Here is a 16,769-nt window from a genome sequence, read left to right on the forward strand (position 1 = left end):
ACAGAGCGATCCGACAACGGAGTTCCATACTTCCAACGCTATTCTTTTCCCTCATCCTGAGGAGCCGTTGAAAACGGCATCTCGAAGGGCGAGGGAAAACGCACGGTGCTTGCCCTCGTCCTTCGAGATGGCTCTTTCGCAAGCTCAGGAGCCTCCTCAGGATGAGGGAGAAACGCGCTTGCTTAACGCGAAATCATCCGCTCTCAATAAAGCTTGCCACCATTCGGCACGGGTTTGTCGATTGCAGCGAGAACCACTTCGCCATCTTCATCCGGCATGCCGAGTGTCAAGACTTCCGACATGAACGGGCCGATCTGTCGTGGCGGGAAATTCACCACGGCCATGATCTGTTTGCCGATGAGTTGCTCCGGCGTGTAGTGCCGGGTGATCTGGGCTGACGACTTCTTGATGCCGATCTTTTCGCCGAAATCGATCTTCAGCTTGAAGGCGGGCTTGCGCGCTTCGGGAAATGGCACAGCTTCCACAATGGTTCCGCTGCGGATATCGACCTGTTCGAAATCTGCCCAGGTGATGGTGGTTGCTTCGCTCATTTTTTCACTCCCCGGCCTGCGCTCCCGGCCTCGCAGAAAACCCGGCGCGAGCGCCGGGCCAAAATTCAACTGATTTGTAGTCAGGCGCGACCGACGGTCTCGAACACCACGCATTCAAGCGCTTCACGCGCCGTAACACCCGACCAGACCACAAACTGGAAGGCCTGGAAATAGGCTTCGCAAGCTTCCAGCGCCGCCGAAAGCAGCACTTCCACCTGACGGCTCGTCGGTTCCGCACCACCTGCCAGCAGCAGCGACTGGCGATACATGATCGCGCCTTCCTGCTGCCAGAGATCGAAATGGCCCATCAGAAGCTTTTCATTGATGAGCGACAGCAGGCGCATCACTTCGTTCACACGTGGCTCGGCCACCTTGATGTCGAATGCGCAGGCCAGATGCAGTGCCTCGAAATCCTCCATCCAGGAAAACGAGATGTGATAGTCAGTCCAGTTGCCCGCAACCGAAATTGCGATTTCGTCGTCGCCAGTCCGCTCGAACGTCCAGTCGTTTGAATGCGCGACCTGTTCGATCACATCCACTGGATGTGCCTCACGTGCGAATTCAAGCTCAAGAAGGCTCATGTCCGTTTCCTGTTCTGGGAACCATCTGCCCCCAGATGCTTCCTAATTCCCGGCGCGCAAGTCATTGCTCGCCCGTGCCGGCCACCGCGCAAGAACAAGCGCAGGAAAACAGGCACGAATTGATCGGTTGAGGAACCGGCATGCACGACGGCATGCAAGCGCCTCAATGGCACACGCACATACGCAACTGATACTGGAAAGCAGCCTGAAAGACGCGAAACCTGACACTCAGCCCCTCGCCGCCGCCTACATGACCGCGTTACGAATCATGTAGTGTTTTCAGTCTATTGATGCTGAATCTGAACGCCAGCCCCTTTTGAACAAAGAGCCGTGAAAGCATGTGGAAATATACGAGGGACCGACCGCGACCCTTGCCTTAACCGACTCTAAGACAAGGGTTTTTGCCACTTGCGGCCTGTTAATAAATATTCAGGGATTATTTTTGGATTTTGCCGAAGATGAAGCCGATTTTGCCGATTTGGCATCAGAATCAACTTCGAATTTCGCAAGACGTGCTTCGAGAGCTTCGATTCTTGCCAGCAACGCGCTGTTTTCCGCACGCGCCTTGATTGCCATTTCGCGAACGGCTTCGAAGTCTTCGCGCTGTACGACATCGAGCGTGTTGAGCACACGCTCGCTCTGGGAACGCAACGCCGTTTCCACTTCACGGCGCACGCCCTGCGCAGCGCCTGCCGCATCCGTCACAAGCTTGGCGAGTTCATCGAGAACCCGGTTCTGTCCGCTGGTCATGGCAATCATTCCTTATTTCCAGGTGAGACCTGTTGAAAACATAAATTTGAAATAGGGCCGTCTCAGTTCCGATGCAAGCGCAGCTATAGAAAGTGATCAGGTTCGGCGCACTTGAATCAAAACTACGGGCCACGCGAAAATGACAGCGACCGGGAACCGGAAGCGCCACTAGCGAATGTACTTAAGGCTACCTTAAGGGTAGATCAGCACCGGAAGCCCGGAAAACGCTATTTGCAAACGCTATTTGCAAACGCGATTTGCAAACGCGATTTGCAGCCGACGGGAACAGCTTGACCATAACGGGTCGGTCCAGCATGTTCCGTCACAAAACGGAGTGATTTCATGATTGAGACGTTGCTGCCCGCATCGGCGCTCGCCTTCCCAAATATCGATCCGGTGATCTTCCGGGTCGGACCGCTGGCAGTGCACTGGTACGGCCTCGGCTATGTCGTCGGCATCATGTTCGCCTGGTGGTACGGCAAGAAGCTCCTACGGAGCCACCGCCTGTGGGCCAACAACCAGCCGCCCATGGCGCCGGAAGCCCTCGATGATTTCGTCATCTGGGCAGCGCTTGGCGTCGTGCTCGGCGGTCGTATCGGCTACGTGCTCTTCTATAATTTCTCCTATTATATCTCCAACCCGCTTGCCATTCCGGCGGTATGGGATGGCGGCATGTCGTTTCACGGCGGCATTCTGGGCACAACACTCGCCATGATCCTGTTTGCCCGCTCGCGTGGCATCAAGGTCTGGAGCATGTTCGACACGATTGCCGCCGGTGTTCCTGTCGGGCTTGGCGTGGTGCGCGTCGCCAATTTCATCAATTCGGAACTTTGGGGTCGTGTCAGTGATGTGCCATGGGCAGTCTACTTCCCCAATGGAGGCCCGCTGCCGCGTCATCCAAGCCAGCTTTACGAAGCTTTCCTTGAAGGTGTGGTCCTCTTCTTCGTACTGTTCCTCCTCGTCTGGGTCGGACGCAAACTGAAGAAGCCCGGCTTCATTGCTGGCGCTTTCGTCACAGGGTACGGCCTCAGCCGTATCGTGGTCGAATTCTTCCGCGAGCCGGATGCGCAGCTCGGCTATCTGTTTGGCGGCTGGCTTACCATGGGCATGGTCCTCTCGGTGCCGATGGTACTGATCGGGCTTTGGGCCATGTGGCGCGCAAACCGGACTGCAGCCAAGGATGCCTGATCTTTCGCTGAAAGACCGGCTGAAACGCCTGATCGCCACTTCCGGGCCGATCAGCGTCGCCGATTACATGGCAGCCTGCCTCGGCGACCGCGAGGCAGGCTATTATACGACACGCGAACCTTTCGGACGTGACGGCGACTTCATCACTGCGCCGGAAGTAAGCCAGATGTTCGGTGAACTGATCGGCATCTGGTGCGTCAGCGAATGGGATGCGCTGGGACGACCGGACAATATCGTGCTTTGTGAAATCGGCCCCGGTCGCGGCACGCTGATGAGCGATATGCTGCGCACCATTGGCAGGCTCGCCCCGCAAATGCTGGGCCATGTGCGTGTCGCCATGGTCGAAACGAGCCCGCGCCTTGCCGAAAAGCAAAAGGAAAAACTGTCCGACGCAGGCGCGAAGATCGACTGGTTCGAGCGCTTTTCCAACATAGCTGACGGGCCGCTGATCCTCGTGACCAATGAGCTGTTCGATGCGATCCCGTTTCGGCAGTTCGTCAAGGTCGATGGCCGCTTTGTCGAACGGATGATCGCGCTCGACGAAAAGGGCGAATTCCATTTCGTCAGCGGTCTGGGCGGCATAGATCCGGCACTGTTACCTGCAGGGCATGCGGAAGCACCCGAAGGTGCAATCTTTGAAGCGGCCCCGGCGCGCACCGCCTTGATGCAGGAAATCGCCAGCCGTATCGCGACCACACGCGGCGCAGCGCTCAACATCGACTATGGCCATCTGAAAGCCGGTTTCGGCGATACGCTGCAAGCCATGTTGAAACACGGGTTTGACGATGTATTTGCCAATCCGGGCATTGCGGACCTCACCAGCCATGTCGATTTCGACATTCTGGACAAGACCGCGCGGGCCAGCGGCTGCAAGACCGGAACAATGACGCAGGGCGAATTTCTGCTCGCAATGGGCCTGCTTGATCGCGCAGGACGGCTTGGCGCGGACAAGGATGCAGCGTTTCAGGAAAAAATCCGGCAGGACGTCGAAAGACTGGCCGCCCCCGATCAAATGGGAACCTTGTTCAAGGTGCTGGCCATCAGCGATTCCGACACAAAACTCATTCCGTTTGCAGTTCCATGACGGCGAAAGCTTCGATTGACAAGCAGACTCTCCTCCCCCACCATCCCGCCGTTTAGTGTCTGGATCAAAAAGCGTCAGGCCGTAGCGAAAATGGTGGTTTTCGAGAACCGGAGCGCAGTGTACTTAAAGGTACATGAGCACCGGAAGCGGAGAAAAACGCCATTTGCAGCAAGGCATGGCGACTTTTGGACCAGACACTTTGGAAAGTGAAGCAAGATGACCGACATGCCGCAACCACTCCGCTCGCCTCTCCTTGAAAAGCCCGTCGGACAGAACGGGAAGCGGATCGCGCATGGCTTTTTCACCCGCAGGGGCGGTGTTTCCGATGGCATCTATACGGGCCTGAACGTTGGAAGCGGGTCAAACGATGTGCCGGAAAAAGTTGCCGAGAATCGCCGCCGCGTCGCCGAGAACCTTGGCGTTGCACCCGATCATCTCATGACCGTGCATCAGGTTCATTCGCCCGATGTCCTGCACGTCACCGAGCCGTTCGGCGCTCCACGCCCGAAGGCCGACGCAATGGTCACAAATGTGCCGGGCATCGCCATTGGTGCTTTGTCTGCCGATTGCGGGCCTGTGCTTTTTGCAGATCACGAAGCGGGAGTCATCGGCTCCGCCCATGCCGGATGGCGTGGCGCTTTCGGCGGTGTCCTTGAAAACACGATTGAAGCCATGATCGGCCTCGGTGCGAAACGCGAGAACATCGTTGCTGTTCTCGGGCCGACGATCGGGCCGGAAAATTACGAAGTCGGGCCGGAATTCTATGCAGAATTCATCGGCAGAGATGCTGCCTACACCACCTATTTCCGGCCTTCCGACAAGCCGGAACACAAACTGTTCGATCTGTGGACATTCATCACCGACCGGCTGACGAAGGCTGGTGTGCGGGCAGAATCCCTTCGCCAGTGCACCTATGCCGATGAGGAACAATTCTATTCCTACCGGCGCACCACCCATCGCAACGAACCCGACTACGGGCGTCAGATTGCAGCGATCGCCATCATAGAAGATTAGGAGAACCGCATGGCCCTTCACTTCGAGCCGGAAGAATTCGCAGCACGTCGCGACCGTCTGATCTTGAAGATGGAGGAGGAAAAGCTGGATGCGCTTCTGCTGTTCGCGCAGGAGAGCATGTACTGGCTGACGGGCTATGACACGTTCGGCTTCTGCTTCTTCCAATGCCTCGTCGTGAAGGCCGACGGGTCGAAGGTGCTGATGACACGCTCCGCCGATTTGCGGCAGGCGCGTCATACGTCGAACATCGAGAACGTCGTCGTCTGGACCGATCGCGACAATGCCAATCCGGCGTCCGACCTTCGCAATATTCTGACCGAACTCGACCTTCTCGGCACCCGGATCGGGATCGAGTACCAGACACATGGCCTTACCGGCGCCAATGCGCGCAAGCTGGACGAACAGCTGCAGAGCTTTGCCAAGCTTTACGATGCTTCCGGCATGGTGGATCGCCTGCGGCTGCTCAAAAGCCCTGCGGAAATTGCCTATGCGAAACGCGCCGCCGAACTCAGCGACGACATACTCGACGCTGCGATAAAGCTCACCAAAGGCGGGGCGAGCGAAACCGATATTCTGGCTGCGATGATGAGCACCAATTTTGCCGGCGACGGCGATTTTCCCGCCAACGAATATATCATCGGCTCCGGCGACGATGCCCTGCTCTGCCGCTACAAATCCGGTCGGCGCAAGCTGAACAAGAACGATCAGCTCACGCTCGAATGGTCGGGCGTCTTCCGGCATTACCACGCGCCGATGATGCGCACGATCGTCGTCGGCAAGCCGACCACACATCATCTGGAGCTCTATGCGGCTGCACGCGAGGCGCTGGAGGCCGTGGAAGCAGCCATGACGCCCGCCTCGACATTCGGCGACGTCTTTGACGCCCATGCGCGGACCATGGAGGCACACGGCCTTACCCGCCATCGCCTCAATACTTGTGGCTATTCAGTGGGAGCACGTTTCACGCCATCATGGATGGACCCGCAGATATTCTATGCCGGAAACCCGGAAAGCATCCAGCCGGACATGACGCTTTTCGCACATATGATCATCATGGATTCCGACACCCAAACCGCCATGACGCTGGGGCAGACATATCTCACAACAAATGGCGCAGCTCAGCCATTATCCCGCCATTCTCTTGATATGATTGTAAAATGAGGCGCAATCGGCGATAAAACTGCCACAAGCGCAACCCGGAAACTGCAAAGCGGCTTTCGGGCAAGATGCACGTCGATAAAATCGATAGATTATTTTGAACTGAAAATGCCCGACCGCAGAGAACCTGCGCCTTCAGGAGCATGAAGCCGAACATGAACAAGGCACGTCTTTCAACGATGTTGTTGCTGGCCGGAGTGCTTACAAGCGTCCTGGCCGCCTGCAACAGCACTGAGTCCGCTCTGAACGTACAGGGTAGCAATCAAAATTCCGGGCAAAATTCCGGGCAAACTACTACGCCAGCCGCGACACCGGGCACCCCGGCGACGGGCACCGCTCCCGTGCAGCCCACGGGAACAACTCCGGCCACAACCGGCACAGCACCTGCGACGACCACGCCAGTGGCACCGCAGCGCAGTGCAGCGCTCAAGCCGGGCAAGTTGCATATCGCCCCGATTGTCGGCGCACCGGTCAATGTGGTGACGCCGCTGACCCATCGCATGAATGACGATGCCAAGACGAAGGGCATTGAGCTTGCAGGCAATAACGATCCAAGTGCTGCCTATGTGATGAAGGGATATTTCTCCGTTCTTTCGGAAGATAATCAGACCACCGTGCTTTACGTCTGGGATGTTCTGGATGCTTCCGGCAACCGCCTTCACCGGATACAGGGGCAGGAGAAAGTTCCAGGTGCTGCCGCAGACTCATGGAGTGTCGTTCCGGCTTCCGCAATGCAGACAATCGCCGACCGGACCATGCAGGAATATTCGACCTGGCTTGCGGCAAATCGCGCATAGAAACTTGCTTTGGCAGCAAAAGACTGAAATCTTTTGCTGAATCTGTTTTGCCTACTGTGGGAAAGCCGGAAAACCGGGCTTTTTACAGCAATTGTGTTCCTGAGGGCCTTGCAATGGCGATGACTCTTTGCAATAGGCCCCACATCCGAAAGAAAACCTTTCTAGCTGCAGTACTTGGCCGGTCAGACCGTACGCAGCTTTAAAGTTTTTAAGAGATTAAGTCCGTTCCGGCGGACTGTTGCGACAGAACCAAACTGCAAACCGCGACCGCATCGGCGTCAGAGGCAAAAGAATGAAACTTTTCGCAGGCAACTCCAACCGGGTTCTTGCCGAATCCGTTGCTCAGTATCTCAACATTCCACTCGGTAAGGCCAGCGTCCGTCGCTTCGCCGATCAGGAAATCTTCGTAGAGATTCAGGAAAACGTGCGCGGCGAAGACGTATTCGTACTGCAATCGACTTCCTACCCGGCAAACGATCACCTGATGGAACTGCTCATCATGATCGACGCCTTCCGCCGCTCGTCGGCACGTCGCATCACTGCCGTCCTGCCCTATTTCGGTTATGCCCGTCAGGACCGCAAGCCCGGCCCGCGTACGCCGATCTCTGCCAAGCTGGTCGCCAATCTCATCACCGAAGCCGGTGCGAACCGCGTCCTGACGCTTGACCTTCATGCCGGTCAGATTCAGGGCTTCTTCGATATCCCGACCGACAACCTCTACGCCGTTCCGGTCATCGCCCGCGATGTGAAGGCCAATTACGCAACCGGTAATTGCATGGTCGTTTCGCCTGACGTTGGCGGCGTGGTTCGCGCCCGTTCGCTCGCAAAGCGCATCGATGCGCAGCTCGCCATCGTCGACAAGCGTCGCGAACGTCCAGGTGAATCGGAAGTCATGAACGTCATCGGTGAAGTGGCTGGCAAAGATTGTCTGCTGTTCGACGATATCGTTGATTCCGGCGGCACGCTCTGCAACGCAGCCGAGGCCCTGCTGGCCAAGGGCGCGAACAGCGTCACCGCTTACATCACGCATGGTGTTCTGTCCGGCGGCGCCGTTGCCCGTATCGCCTCGTCCAAGCTGAAGGAACTGGTCATCACCGATTCCATCCAGCCGACCACCGCCATCAATGATGCGCCAAATATCCGCGTCCTCTCGATCTCGGACCTGATTGGCGAAGCCATCGCCCGCACGGCAGCGGAAGAGTCCGTTTCGAGCCTGTTCGACTAAAACACCAGCCGGATTACAATTCCGAGACATGCCGCCAGCAACAGCACGAGCGGCATGTTGAGCCTCAGAACAACAAGCAAGAATGCCGCCGCGCCTGCAATCAGGACGGCGGCATTGTCTATTGTGCCCCAGACCGGCAGCGGCAATGTGAAGGGGCCGATAGCCTTCTCGACAATCTGCGAAAACAGGACATGCAGCGAGAACCACAGCGCCAGATTGGCAATCACGCCGACGACCGCAGCCGTAATCCCGCCCAGCATGGCCGACAGCCAGCGCACCTGACGCAGCCGCTCCACGAATGGCGCGCCCGCCAATATCCATAGAAAACAGGGCACGAAGGTAAACCAGAGCGCGATCAGTCCGCCGAAAAAGCCGCCCAGAAGCGGCGGCAGGCCCGACAGGTTCGCAGCCCCCACAAAGCCGACAAAGACCAGCACCAGGATCAGCGGTCCCGGCGTGGTTTCCGCCAGACCGAGCCCGGTCAGCATTTCCCCCGGCTTCATCCAGCCGAAATGCTCGACCGCCTGCTGCGCCGTATAGGAAAGAGCTGCATAAGCGCCCCCAAAAGTCACCGCAGCAAGCTTCGAGAAGAATGCCGCCTCCTGCACAAAAACATGCGCGCCACCAAAAGCGAAGAAAAGCCCGAGCAAAGGTAAAAGCCACAGCCCGCCCCAGATGAGCGTTTGCTGCGTGAATTCGCGCAAGGCGCCAGGCGTCGCCTCTCCCAGAATTGTGGCAGCACCATTTCCCTGCACGATATGCCGCAGGCCACCTGCAAGAGCCGCCAGCAGGACGACGAGCGGAAACGGCAGTTTCAGGAAGGCTATCGCAACGAATGCCGCAATCGCCACTGCATAGGAGAACCCCGAGGCCAGCGTCCGTTTAGCCATGCGATAAAGCGCTTCAAAAACCACGGCCAGAACCGCAGCCTTGAGGCCGAACAACAGCCCGGCCACGATGTCGACATGCCCGAAGGAGATATACAGCGCCGACAATGCAAGCATGACGACAGCGCCGGGCAGCACAAACAGAAGCCCTGCCAGAAGGCCACCGCGCCAGCCCTTAACCGCCCAACCGGAATAGGTCGCAAGCTGCATGGCTTCCGGCCCCGGCAGCAACATGCAGAAATTGAGCGCATGGATCAGCCGTTCCTGATCCATCCATTTCTTTTCATCCACGAGAATGCGCTGCAGCATGGCGATCTGCGCGGCCGGCCCGCCGAAGGACAGAAGCCCGATCTTGCCGAATGTCGCGAAGAGTTCTTTGTAGCCCGGTTGCTGAATTGGCTGTGTCACGCTGTCATCCTGAATGATCCTTGGCACTACAGTTGCAAATTCGTCAGACCGTGGCGAAAAGAGTGATTTTCGAGTACCGGAGCAGAGCGTACTTAAAGGTACGCGAGCACCGGAACGCAGACAAATTGCTCTTTGCAGCCCGGCATCACGAAGAATGCAACTGTAGTGCAGCTGTCGGCGAGGATCATTACAGGTTCATGACGGTTTTCACAGCTTACTCAGCCGCAGCGCCTTCTTCCGCCAGCTCATCCGGCGCATTCGGGTCGCCCGGTGCCGTTTCGCAGGCGAGATCGGGAAAATTGACGATGCGCATTCCCTTGAAATCGTTGCGCACAACCAGGAGCCCGCGTTCTTCAAAATAGGTCAGCAGACGCCGGGCACGGCTGAACGAGTGCGTGCCATAGGCGCGCGCCAGCGCTGCGTCGGACGGGCAAGGCGCGCCGGTGACAGCCGCCTGCGCAACGATCAGGAACACGCCCTGCACATCGTCGGTGAGGCTTTCCGACAGGGACAGCGCCTGCTGCCATGTTTCGCCACTGGCCACATCGCTTTCAATGCTGGCCTGCGCCACCGCCAGCCTGCGGCGGAAGGCAGGGAGAGCCAGCGGTTCGCCCGGAACGCGGTGAATGCGACAGCGCACCAGAAAGTCCTGATAAAGCACGGCCACGGACCGGAACGACGCTTCCGGATCGTCCACGATCTCGCGCATGACCTTTTCGAGGAGCTCATCCCGTTCGGCTTCCACCATGCCGGGGAACAAAGGTTCCTGTGCCGGTTCGGCTTCGGGCTTCGGCTTTGCTACCTGCGCCAGAATCTCCGCCGTCGATGGCGGCGGTGGAGGCGGCGGCGCTCTGCGCACGGCAGCACGGATTTCCTGCGGCGCAGGCGTGAAGATGAGGTCGAGCGCATCTTCCGGCGCATCAGGAAGTGGCATCAGTTTCGGCGATGAAGACCGCGCCGATGTCTCCACCTTGCCGATCTTGATCGGCAATGGACGACGCGACAATGCGGGGCCAAGCGCCACGAAATGTCCGCGCTGCAGATCGCGGAACATTTCAGCCTGCTTGCGCTCCATGCCCAGAAGATCAGCGGCGCGCGCCATATCGATATCGAGAAATGTACGCCCCATGAGGAAGTTCGAAGCTTCAGCTGCAACGTTCTTGGCAAGCTTCGCCAGTCGCTGCGTGGCGATAACACCCGCAAGGCCACGCTTTCGTCCGCGACACATGAGATTGGTCATCGCTCCGAGGGAAAGCTTGCGCGCTTCATCCGACACTTCACCGGCGGCAGCAGGCGCAAAAAGCTGCGCCTCATCCACAACCACGAGCATCGGATACCAATAGTCGCGCTCGGCATCGAACAAACCGCCAAGAAAAGCCGCAGCCGAGCGCATCTGCTGCTCGACATCGAGACCTTCCAGATTGAGCACCACCGAAACACGATGCTGGCGGATGCGTCCGGCAATGCGTGTCAGTTCGGCTTCGGTACGGGCGGCATCGACAACGACATGGCCGTAAAGATCGGCAAGCGTGACGAAATCGCCTTCAGGGTCGACGATGCACTGCTGCACCCATTGCGCGCTCTGTTCCAGAAGGCGGCGCAAAAGATGCGATTTGCCGGAGCCGGAATTGCCCTGCACGAGCAAACGCGTGGCGAGAAGCTCCTCAAGATCAAGCATGGCCTGCTTGCCACCGCCAAGCGCCGCTGCCGAGGCAGAACCGCTTCCAGCAACTGCACCCATGTCGATACCGACCTGCATCTCGCCTCCTTGTTTCAACATAGCAGGAACAAACGACTCGCACGGCCAAGCCTGCGGTCGATCAGGCATTCGCTTAACACTTTTGCGGTCGTCATCGCCACCCGTTAAGACAGATGCCCACAGATGCCGGGCGGTAGATTTCAACCTGAAGTTTTGATAGCTATCCAAACAGGGGGCAAAAGCAGCAAGCGTCTAGTGTGGCGAATCCGAAATTCGTCTCACGCGGGAGCAAGCTGTGTACGAATTTCGGATTCAAAGCCACACTAGTAACATATAGAATCTAGTGTGGTTTACGGATTTGAAGTTCCTGAACGCTGATGCCATGCAAATTATGGGAACTTCAAATCCACCACACTAGCCAGCGGGCGCGTCGGGGAGGATGAGCCGCTCCGACCTAGGCATAGGCTTTGCCCTCTATTCGGAGGTGGACTCTATGTGGTTAATACCCATTAGATTCACGCTTAGAATAAAGAAAACCCGCACCAGCTGGCAAGCCACAGTGCGGGTACATTTCTTTAGCTAAGAACACGGTAGCTGGAGTTCGCGCTTCAGCTACCGATCCGAATATAGGCCATCGAGATCGTTTTTTCAACTATGGCCCGTTGCCCTCCCGTGTAAGGCAAATCCAAAAAACTTGCGCCGCCGCACGCTATGGTCTATAGCCAGCGCCATCCGCGTAGACACCCTTGGAGGCAACGCGGAATGGAGCGGTCCGGTCTTTCACCTTGTGACAGACAATACGGGCTGTTTCATGTCGTTTGTTGAAGCATGATCCCGAAAAGTGGAAACCGGTTTTCGGACAAGATCATGCGCAAATTATACAGCGAGCGACACTCCAGTAACATCGAAAGGAAATGCCATGAGCGAGACTTACGTGCTCAAGGCCGATCTGCGTACCCGGGTTGGTAAGGGGTCCTCCCGCGAACTGCGTCGCAACGGCCAGATTCCTGCAGTCATCTATGGCGACAAGCAGGAACCCCTCGCAATCGCCGTCTCCTACAAGGAGATCTTCTACAAGATTCATGGCGGTGGCTTTAAGACCACTGTTGCCACGATCGAAGTAGACGGCAAGAAGATTCAGGTCCTCCCGAAGGACTACCAGCTGGATCCGGTCCGTGACTTCCCGCAGCATGTCGACTTCCTGCGCGTTTCCGCGAAGTCGGTCGTCCACGTGAATGTTCCTGTTCACTTCAAGAACGAAGAAGCAGCTCCGGGCATCAAGCGCGGCGGCGTTCTCAACATCGTTCGTCACGACGTTGAACTGATCGTTCCGGCCAATGCAATTCCGGAAGCACTCGAGTTCGACCTGACCGGCCTCGAAATCGGCGACTCCGTCCACATTTCGGCGATCAAGCTGCCGAAGGGCGTGACCGCTGCCATCCAGGATCGCGACTTCACCATCGCCACGATTGCTGCTCCTGCCGGCCTGAAGTCGGAAGAAGCTGCTTCGGAAGGCGCTGCAGAAGAAGAAGCCAAGGACGGCGAATAATCGCTTTCCGCACAGGAGCGCTAACGCGCTTCTTATCCGAAAACCGGTTCCCACTTTTCGGGAAGCGCTACAGAAGGGGCTCTGAACCATGCTGCTCATTGCAGGTCTTGGCAATCCGGGCCCCAAATATGCGCATAACCGGCACAATATCGGTTTCATGGCGGCGGATGAAATATTCCGCCGCCATCGCTTTTCCAACTGGCAGAAGAAGTTTCAGGCCGAGATTGCCGACGGTGTGATCGACGGCGAAAAAGTGCTGCTGGTCAAGCCGCAGACTTTTATGAACCTTTCGGGTCAGTCCATCGGCGAAGCCATGCGCTTCTACAAGCTGACACCTGCCGATCTTGTCGTGATCTATGACGAACTCGACCTCATTCCCGGCAAGCTGCGCATCAAGACCGGCGGCGGCTCCGGCGGCCATAACGGCATCAAATCCATCGACGCGCATATGCAGGCCTTCCCCGGCGGCCAGAATTATCGCCGCATGCGGCTTGGCATCGGCCATCCGGGTGCGAAGGAACTCGTGCATAACTATGTCCTCGGCGATTTCGCCAAGGCCGACAATGAATGGCTGGATACGCTCCTGGGCGCTATTGCCGACAATGTGGGCCTGCTTGCCGCCAAGGGCGAAGACAACAGCTTCATGAACCGCATTGCGCTCGCCATGGGCGACGGCAATCAACGGCCCAGCGGTTTCAAGGCCGATCCCGCACAACTGGAAAAGGCGCCACCAAAGGCGCAGAGCCATATTCGCCAGGCGCGGCAGAACCAGAAGAAGCCGAATATTCCTGCCAGCGGCCCGATGGCTGAAATGCTGAAAAAGCTGCTTGGCAAAAAGGACTAAAGCATTTCCAGCAAAAGTGCGAAGCGGTTTTGCATGGGAGAATGCGTAAAAGTAAGCCGTTCCCAAGGGCGCGACGCCTCCGCCTCTTGACGCTTCACGGTCCGATGACGCATAGCCACAACAATAGAATTCTAGTCTGATAGGTACGATCATGGGTTTCAAATGCGGCATCGTCGGTCTGCCAAATGTTGGCAAGTCGACGCTTTTCAACGCGCTGACCAAAACGGCCGCCGCACAGGCCGCAAACTATCCGTTCTGCACCATTGAGCCGAACACGGGCGAAGTGGCGGTTCCCGATCCGCGCCAGAACGATATCGCCCGGATTGCCGGTTCGAAGGAAATCATCCCGACCCGCATCAACTTCGTTGATATTGCCGGCCTCGTGCGCGGCGCATCGAAGGGTGAAGGTCTCGGCAACCAGTTCCTCGCCAATATTCGCGAAGTGGATGCCATCGTGCATGTGCTGCGCTGCTTCGAGGATGACGATATCACGCATGTCGAAGGTCGTATCGATCCGGTATCGGACGCCCAGACGGTTGAAACGGAGCTGATGCTGTCGGACCTCGAAAGCATCGAGCGCCGCATCGTGCAAATCCGCAAGCGCGCTACCGGCAAGGACAAGGAAGCCCTCACCATTCTGCCGGTGATGGAAGCAGCACTGGAACTGCTCCAGAACGGCCAGCCGGTCCGCCTGATGCTGAAGGATATTGCCGCAGAAGACCTGCTGACGCTGAAGGGCCTGAACCTTCTCACCTCCAAGCCGGTTCTTTATGTCTGCAACGTCGCTGAAGGCGATGCGGCCAAGGGCAACGAGTATAGCGCTGCCGTCGACAAGATGGCCGAGGAACAGGGTGCCCAGACGGTCATCATTTCGGCTGCAATCGAAGCGGAAGTTGCGCAGCTTCCCGATGAGGAAGCCAAGGAATATCTGGAAAGCATGGACCTTGAAGAACCGGGCCTCGACCGCCTGATCCGCGCCGGCTACAAGCTTCTCGACCTCATCACCTATTTCACCGCCGGACCGAAGGAAACCCGCGCCTGGACCATCCGGCGCGGCACCAAGGCTCCCGGTGCTGCTGGTGTCATTCATACCGATTTCGAACGCGGCTTCATCCGTGCCCAGACCATCGCCTATGAAGACTACGTCAAATACAATGGCGAAGTCGGAGCGAAGGAAGCCGGCAAGGCAAGGGACGAAGGCAAGGAATACATCGTCCATGACGGCGATGTGATGCTGTTCCGCTTCAATACCTGATACGTTCAGGCCGCCGAAAACCGGCGGCCTTTTCTTTATGCCTACTCGGAGGAGATCGAGGGTGAGCAAGCCTCTGCCTAAATATGCTTATGAGGATATGGAGCCGGGAATGACCCTTCCCTTCGGTCCTCGTACGATCAACAAGCAAGAAATCATCGAGTTTGCCAGCGAGTTCGATCCGCAGCCGTTCCATCTTGATGAGGAAGCAGGCAAGGCGAGCGTGCTCGGCGGGCTGGCGGCATCAGGATGGCAGACCACCTCCCTCATCATGCGCATGGTCTGCGATGCCTATCTTACAAACTCAACGTCACAGGGCGGTCCCGGCGTCGAATTCACGCGTTGGAAACGCCCCGTGCTTGCGGGCGATACGCTGAATGGTGTGACGACCATCAAGGACAAGCGCATTTCCAAATCGCGCCCGGCCATCGGGTTGGTGACATTCCACCATGAACTGTTCAATCAGCGTGGTGAGAGCGTGTGCGAAATGCAGCATCCATGCATGATGCTGCGCCGCGATTACGATGCGACGGCAGGAGGGGCGTCATGAGTTTCCTGGAAGAAAATCTCGGGCAGAACCTCGTCATCGGCAGCTATACGTTTACTGCCGAGGAAATCATCGATTTCGCCAGAAAATACGATCCGCAGCCGTTCCATCTGGACAGCGAAGCGGCAAAAAAGAGCGTCTTCGGCGGACTTTGTGCGTCCGGCTGGCACACCACTGCAGTGTTCATGAAGCTCAATGTCGCGTCCATCGTCAAGGCAACGAAGGAAGCTTTGAAACGCGGCGAGACGCCGCCGACATTCGGCCCCTCACCCGGCTTTGAAAACCTGAAATGGTCAAAGCCCGTCTATGCCGGAGATACGATCACCTACAAGCGCCTGGTCCACGCCATAAGGCCGCTCGCCTCCCGCCCCGGCTGGTCGATGCTGACCATGACGACGAGCGCCCATAACCAGAATGGCGACGAGGTGCTGTCTTTCGACAATGCGGCGATGGTGAAACTGCCGCCCAAGGCTGATGCCTGAAATAACAAAGCCCGGAGCAATGTCCGGGCTTTTTCGTATTCTCAGTCGCCTTCAAAGGCCACGAGCGTGCGGACCGGCACGCCAAGAGCTTCCAGCTTCTTGCGTCCGCCGAGATCCGGCAGGTCGATGATGAAGCAGGCTGCGACGATCTCTGCGCCCATCTGAAGCAGAAGCTTCGCCGCCGCTTCCGCCGTTCCGCCCGTGGCGATCAGATCGTCCACCAGAATGATCCGTTCGCCCTTTTCAATCGCGTCGCGATGCATTTCCATTTCGTCGATGCCATATTCAAGGCTGTAGGCAATGCGCACTGTATCGCGCGGCAGCTTGCCCTTCTTGCGGATCGGTACGAAACCAGCCGACAGCTGATGCGCGATTGCGCCGCCGAGAATAAAGCCACGTGCTTCGATGCCCGCTACCTTGTCGACTTTGTTGCCTGCATAGGGATAGACCAGCTCATCGACGGAACGGCGAAATGCCTGCGCATCGCCCATAAGCGTCGTCACGTCACGGAATTGGACGCCCGGCTTGGGATAGTCCGGAATGGTGCGGATCGCATCCTTCAAGCTGGCTTTAAATCCGGATTCCATTTTCCATCCTTTCAGGCGGCCTGCAGGCCGGTCAAGTTAATCAAGGCAAAGTTGGGACCAAGGACCTTTACACCCTCAAACGGGCAAATTGCAAAAGAAACCGCCCATTTCTGCGAAGAACATTGCGGCGACGCACGGTCATTTTCATGGCCTAATTGTGGCAAGG

The 16,769-nt window shown here is 57.5% G+C and carries 17 protein-coding genes; 11 read left to right on the forward strand and 6 right to left on the reverse strand.

Annotated features, from left to right (window positions below; genetic code table 11):
* Positions 1-203 precede the first annotated feature (203 nt).
* From CES86_RS06610 to CES86_RS06620, 3 genes are all read right to left on the reverse strand, one after another.
* The gene (locus tag CES86_RS06610; RefSeq protein ID WP_094513976.1) at positions 204-551 is read right to left on the reverse strand and encodes a tRNA-binding protein; all 348 of its coding nucleotides are present in this window, start codon (positions 549-551) and stop codon (positions 204-206) included.
* 80 nt (positions 552-631) lie between these two features.
* Positions 632-1,132, reverse strand: a complete 501-nt coding sequence (locus tag CES86_RS06615) for a type III secretion system chaperone family protein (RefSeq protein ID WP_010659627.1) — start codon at positions 1,130-1,132, stop codon at positions 632-634.
* 429 nt (positions 1,133-1,561) lie between these two features.
* Complete coding sequence (locus CES86_RS06620; protein ID WP_094514100.1) at positions 1,562-1,882, reverse strand: accessory factor UbiK family protein; 321 nt, start codon at positions 1,880-1,882, stop codon at positions 1,562-1,564.
* 342 nt (positions 1,883-2,224) lie between these two features.
* On the opposite strand from CES86_RS06620, the gene lgt reads away from it, so the two are divergent.
* The 6 genes from lgt to CES86_RS06650 all read left to right on the forward strand — a co-directional run bounded on the left by lgt (position 2,225) and on the right by CES86_RS06650 (position 8,348).
* Positions 2,225-3,070 (forward strand): prolipoprotein diacylglyceryl transferase, encoded by an 846-nt coding sequence (gene lgt / locus CES86_RS06625; RefSeq protein WP_012091670.1) that lies wholly within the window; start codon positions 2,225-2,227, stop codon positions 3,068-3,070.
* Complete coding sequence (locus CES86_RS06630; protein ID WP_094513977.1) at positions 3,063-4,154, forward strand: class I SAM-dependent methyltransferase; 1,092 nt, start codon at positions 3,063-3,065, stop codon at positions 4,152-4,154. The genes lgt and CES86_RS06630 overlap by 8 nt, the downstream gene beginning before the upstream one ends.
* Before the next feature lie 216 nt (positions 4,155-4,370).
* The gene (gene pgeF, locus CES86_RS06635; protein ID WP_094513979.1) at positions 4,371-5,168 is read left to right on the forward strand and encodes a peptidoglycan editing factor PgeF; all 798 of its coding nucleotides are present in this window, start codon (positions 4,371-4,373) and stop codon (positions 5,166-5,168) included.
* Positions 5,169-5,177: 9 nt separating this feature from the next.
* On the forward strand, positions 5,178-6,329 hold the full coding sequence (locus CES86_RS06640; protein WP_094513980.1) for a M24 family metallopeptidase: 1,152 nt from the start codon (positions 5,178-5,180) through the stop codon (positions 6,327-6,329).
* 140 nt (positions 6,330-6,469) lie between these two features.
* Positions 6,470-7,123, forward strand: a complete 654-nt coding sequence (locus tag CES86_RS06645; protein ID WP_094513982.1) for a hypothetical protein — start codon at positions 6,470-6,472, stop codon at positions 7,121-7,123.
* Positions 7,124-7,415: 292 nt separating this feature from the next.
* Complete coding sequence (locus CES86_RS06650; protein ID WP_012091666.1) at positions 7,416-8,348, forward strand: ribose-phosphate pyrophosphokinase; 933 nt, start codon at positions 7,416-7,418, stop codon at positions 8,346-8,348.
* On the opposite strand, the gene chrA is transcribed toward CES86_RS06650, so the two are convergent.
* Entirely contained in the window at positions 8,345-9,643 is a 1,299-nt protein-coding gene (gene chrA, locus CES86_RS06655) for a chromate efflux transporter (RefSeq protein WP_094514102.1), read from the reverse strand. The two genes, CES86_RS06650 and chrA, sit on opposite strands and share 4 nt — an antisense overlap.
* 214 nt (positions 9,644-9,857) lie before the next feature.
* The gene (locus tag CES86_RS06660) at positions 9,858-11,402 is read right to left on the reverse strand and encodes an ATP-binding protein (RefSeq protein ID WP_012091664.1); all 1,545 of its coding nucleotides are present in this window, start codon (positions 11,400-11,402) and stop codon (positions 9,858-9,860) included.
* An 859-nt stretch (positions 11,403-12,261) separates the two neighbouring features.
* Between CES86_RS06660 and CES86_RS06665 the strand changes: the two genes are divergently transcribed.
* From CES86_RS06665 to CES86_RS06685, 5 genes are all read left to right on the forward strand, one after another.
* Positions 12,262-12,891, forward strand: coding sequence for a 50S ribosomal protein L25/general stress protein Ctc (locus tag CES86_RS06665; protein ID WP_010659617.1), 630 nt, complete (start codon positions 12,262-12,264; stop codon positions 12,889-12,891).
* An 88-nt stretch (positions 12,892-12,979) separates the two neighbouring features.
* On the forward strand, positions 12,980-13,735 hold the full coding sequence (pth, locus tag CES86_RS06670; protein ID WP_010659616.1) for an aminoacyl-tRNA hydrolase: 756 nt from the start codon (positions 12,980-12,982) through the stop codon (positions 13,733-13,735).
* Between the two features lie 151 nt (positions 13,736-13,886).
* Positions 13,887-14,990: a redox-regulated ATPase YchF gene (ychF, locus tag CES86_RS06675; protein WP_010659615.1), complete on the forward strand. Its 1,104-nt coding sequence runs from the start codon at positions 13,887-13,889 to the stop codon at positions 14,988-14,990.
* 61 nt (positions 14,991-15,051) lie between these two features.
* Positions 15,052-15,537: a MaoC family dehydratase gene (locus CES86_RS06680; protein ID WP_010659614.1), complete on the forward strand. Its 486-nt coding sequence runs from the start codon at positions 15,052-15,054 to the stop codon at positions 15,535-15,537.
* The gene (locus CES86_RS06685; RefSeq protein ID WP_094513983.1) at positions 15,534-16,016 is read left to right on the forward strand and encodes a MaoC family dehydratase; all 483 of its coding nucleotides are present in this window, start codon (positions 15,534-15,536) and stop codon (positions 16,014-16,016) included. Before CES86_RS06680 ends, CES86_RS06685 begins: the two co-directional genes overlap by 4 nt.
* Positions 16,017-16,057: 41 nt before the next feature.
* Here the strand turns inward: CES86_RS06685 and CES86_RS06690 are convergent, their stop codons facing one another.
* Positions 16,058-16,603, reverse strand: a complete 546-nt coding sequence (locus CES86_RS06690; RefSeq protein ID WP_010659612.1) for an adenine phosphoribosyltransferase — start codon at positions 16,601-16,603, stop codon at positions 16,058-16,060.
* Positions 16,604-16,769: the final 166 nt, after the last annotated feature.

The sequence above is a fragment of the Brucella lupini genome (assembly GCF_002252535.1).
Classification (GTDB): Bacteria; Pseudomonadota; Alphaproteobacteria; order Rhizobiales; family Rhizobiaceae; genus Brucella; species Brucella anthropi.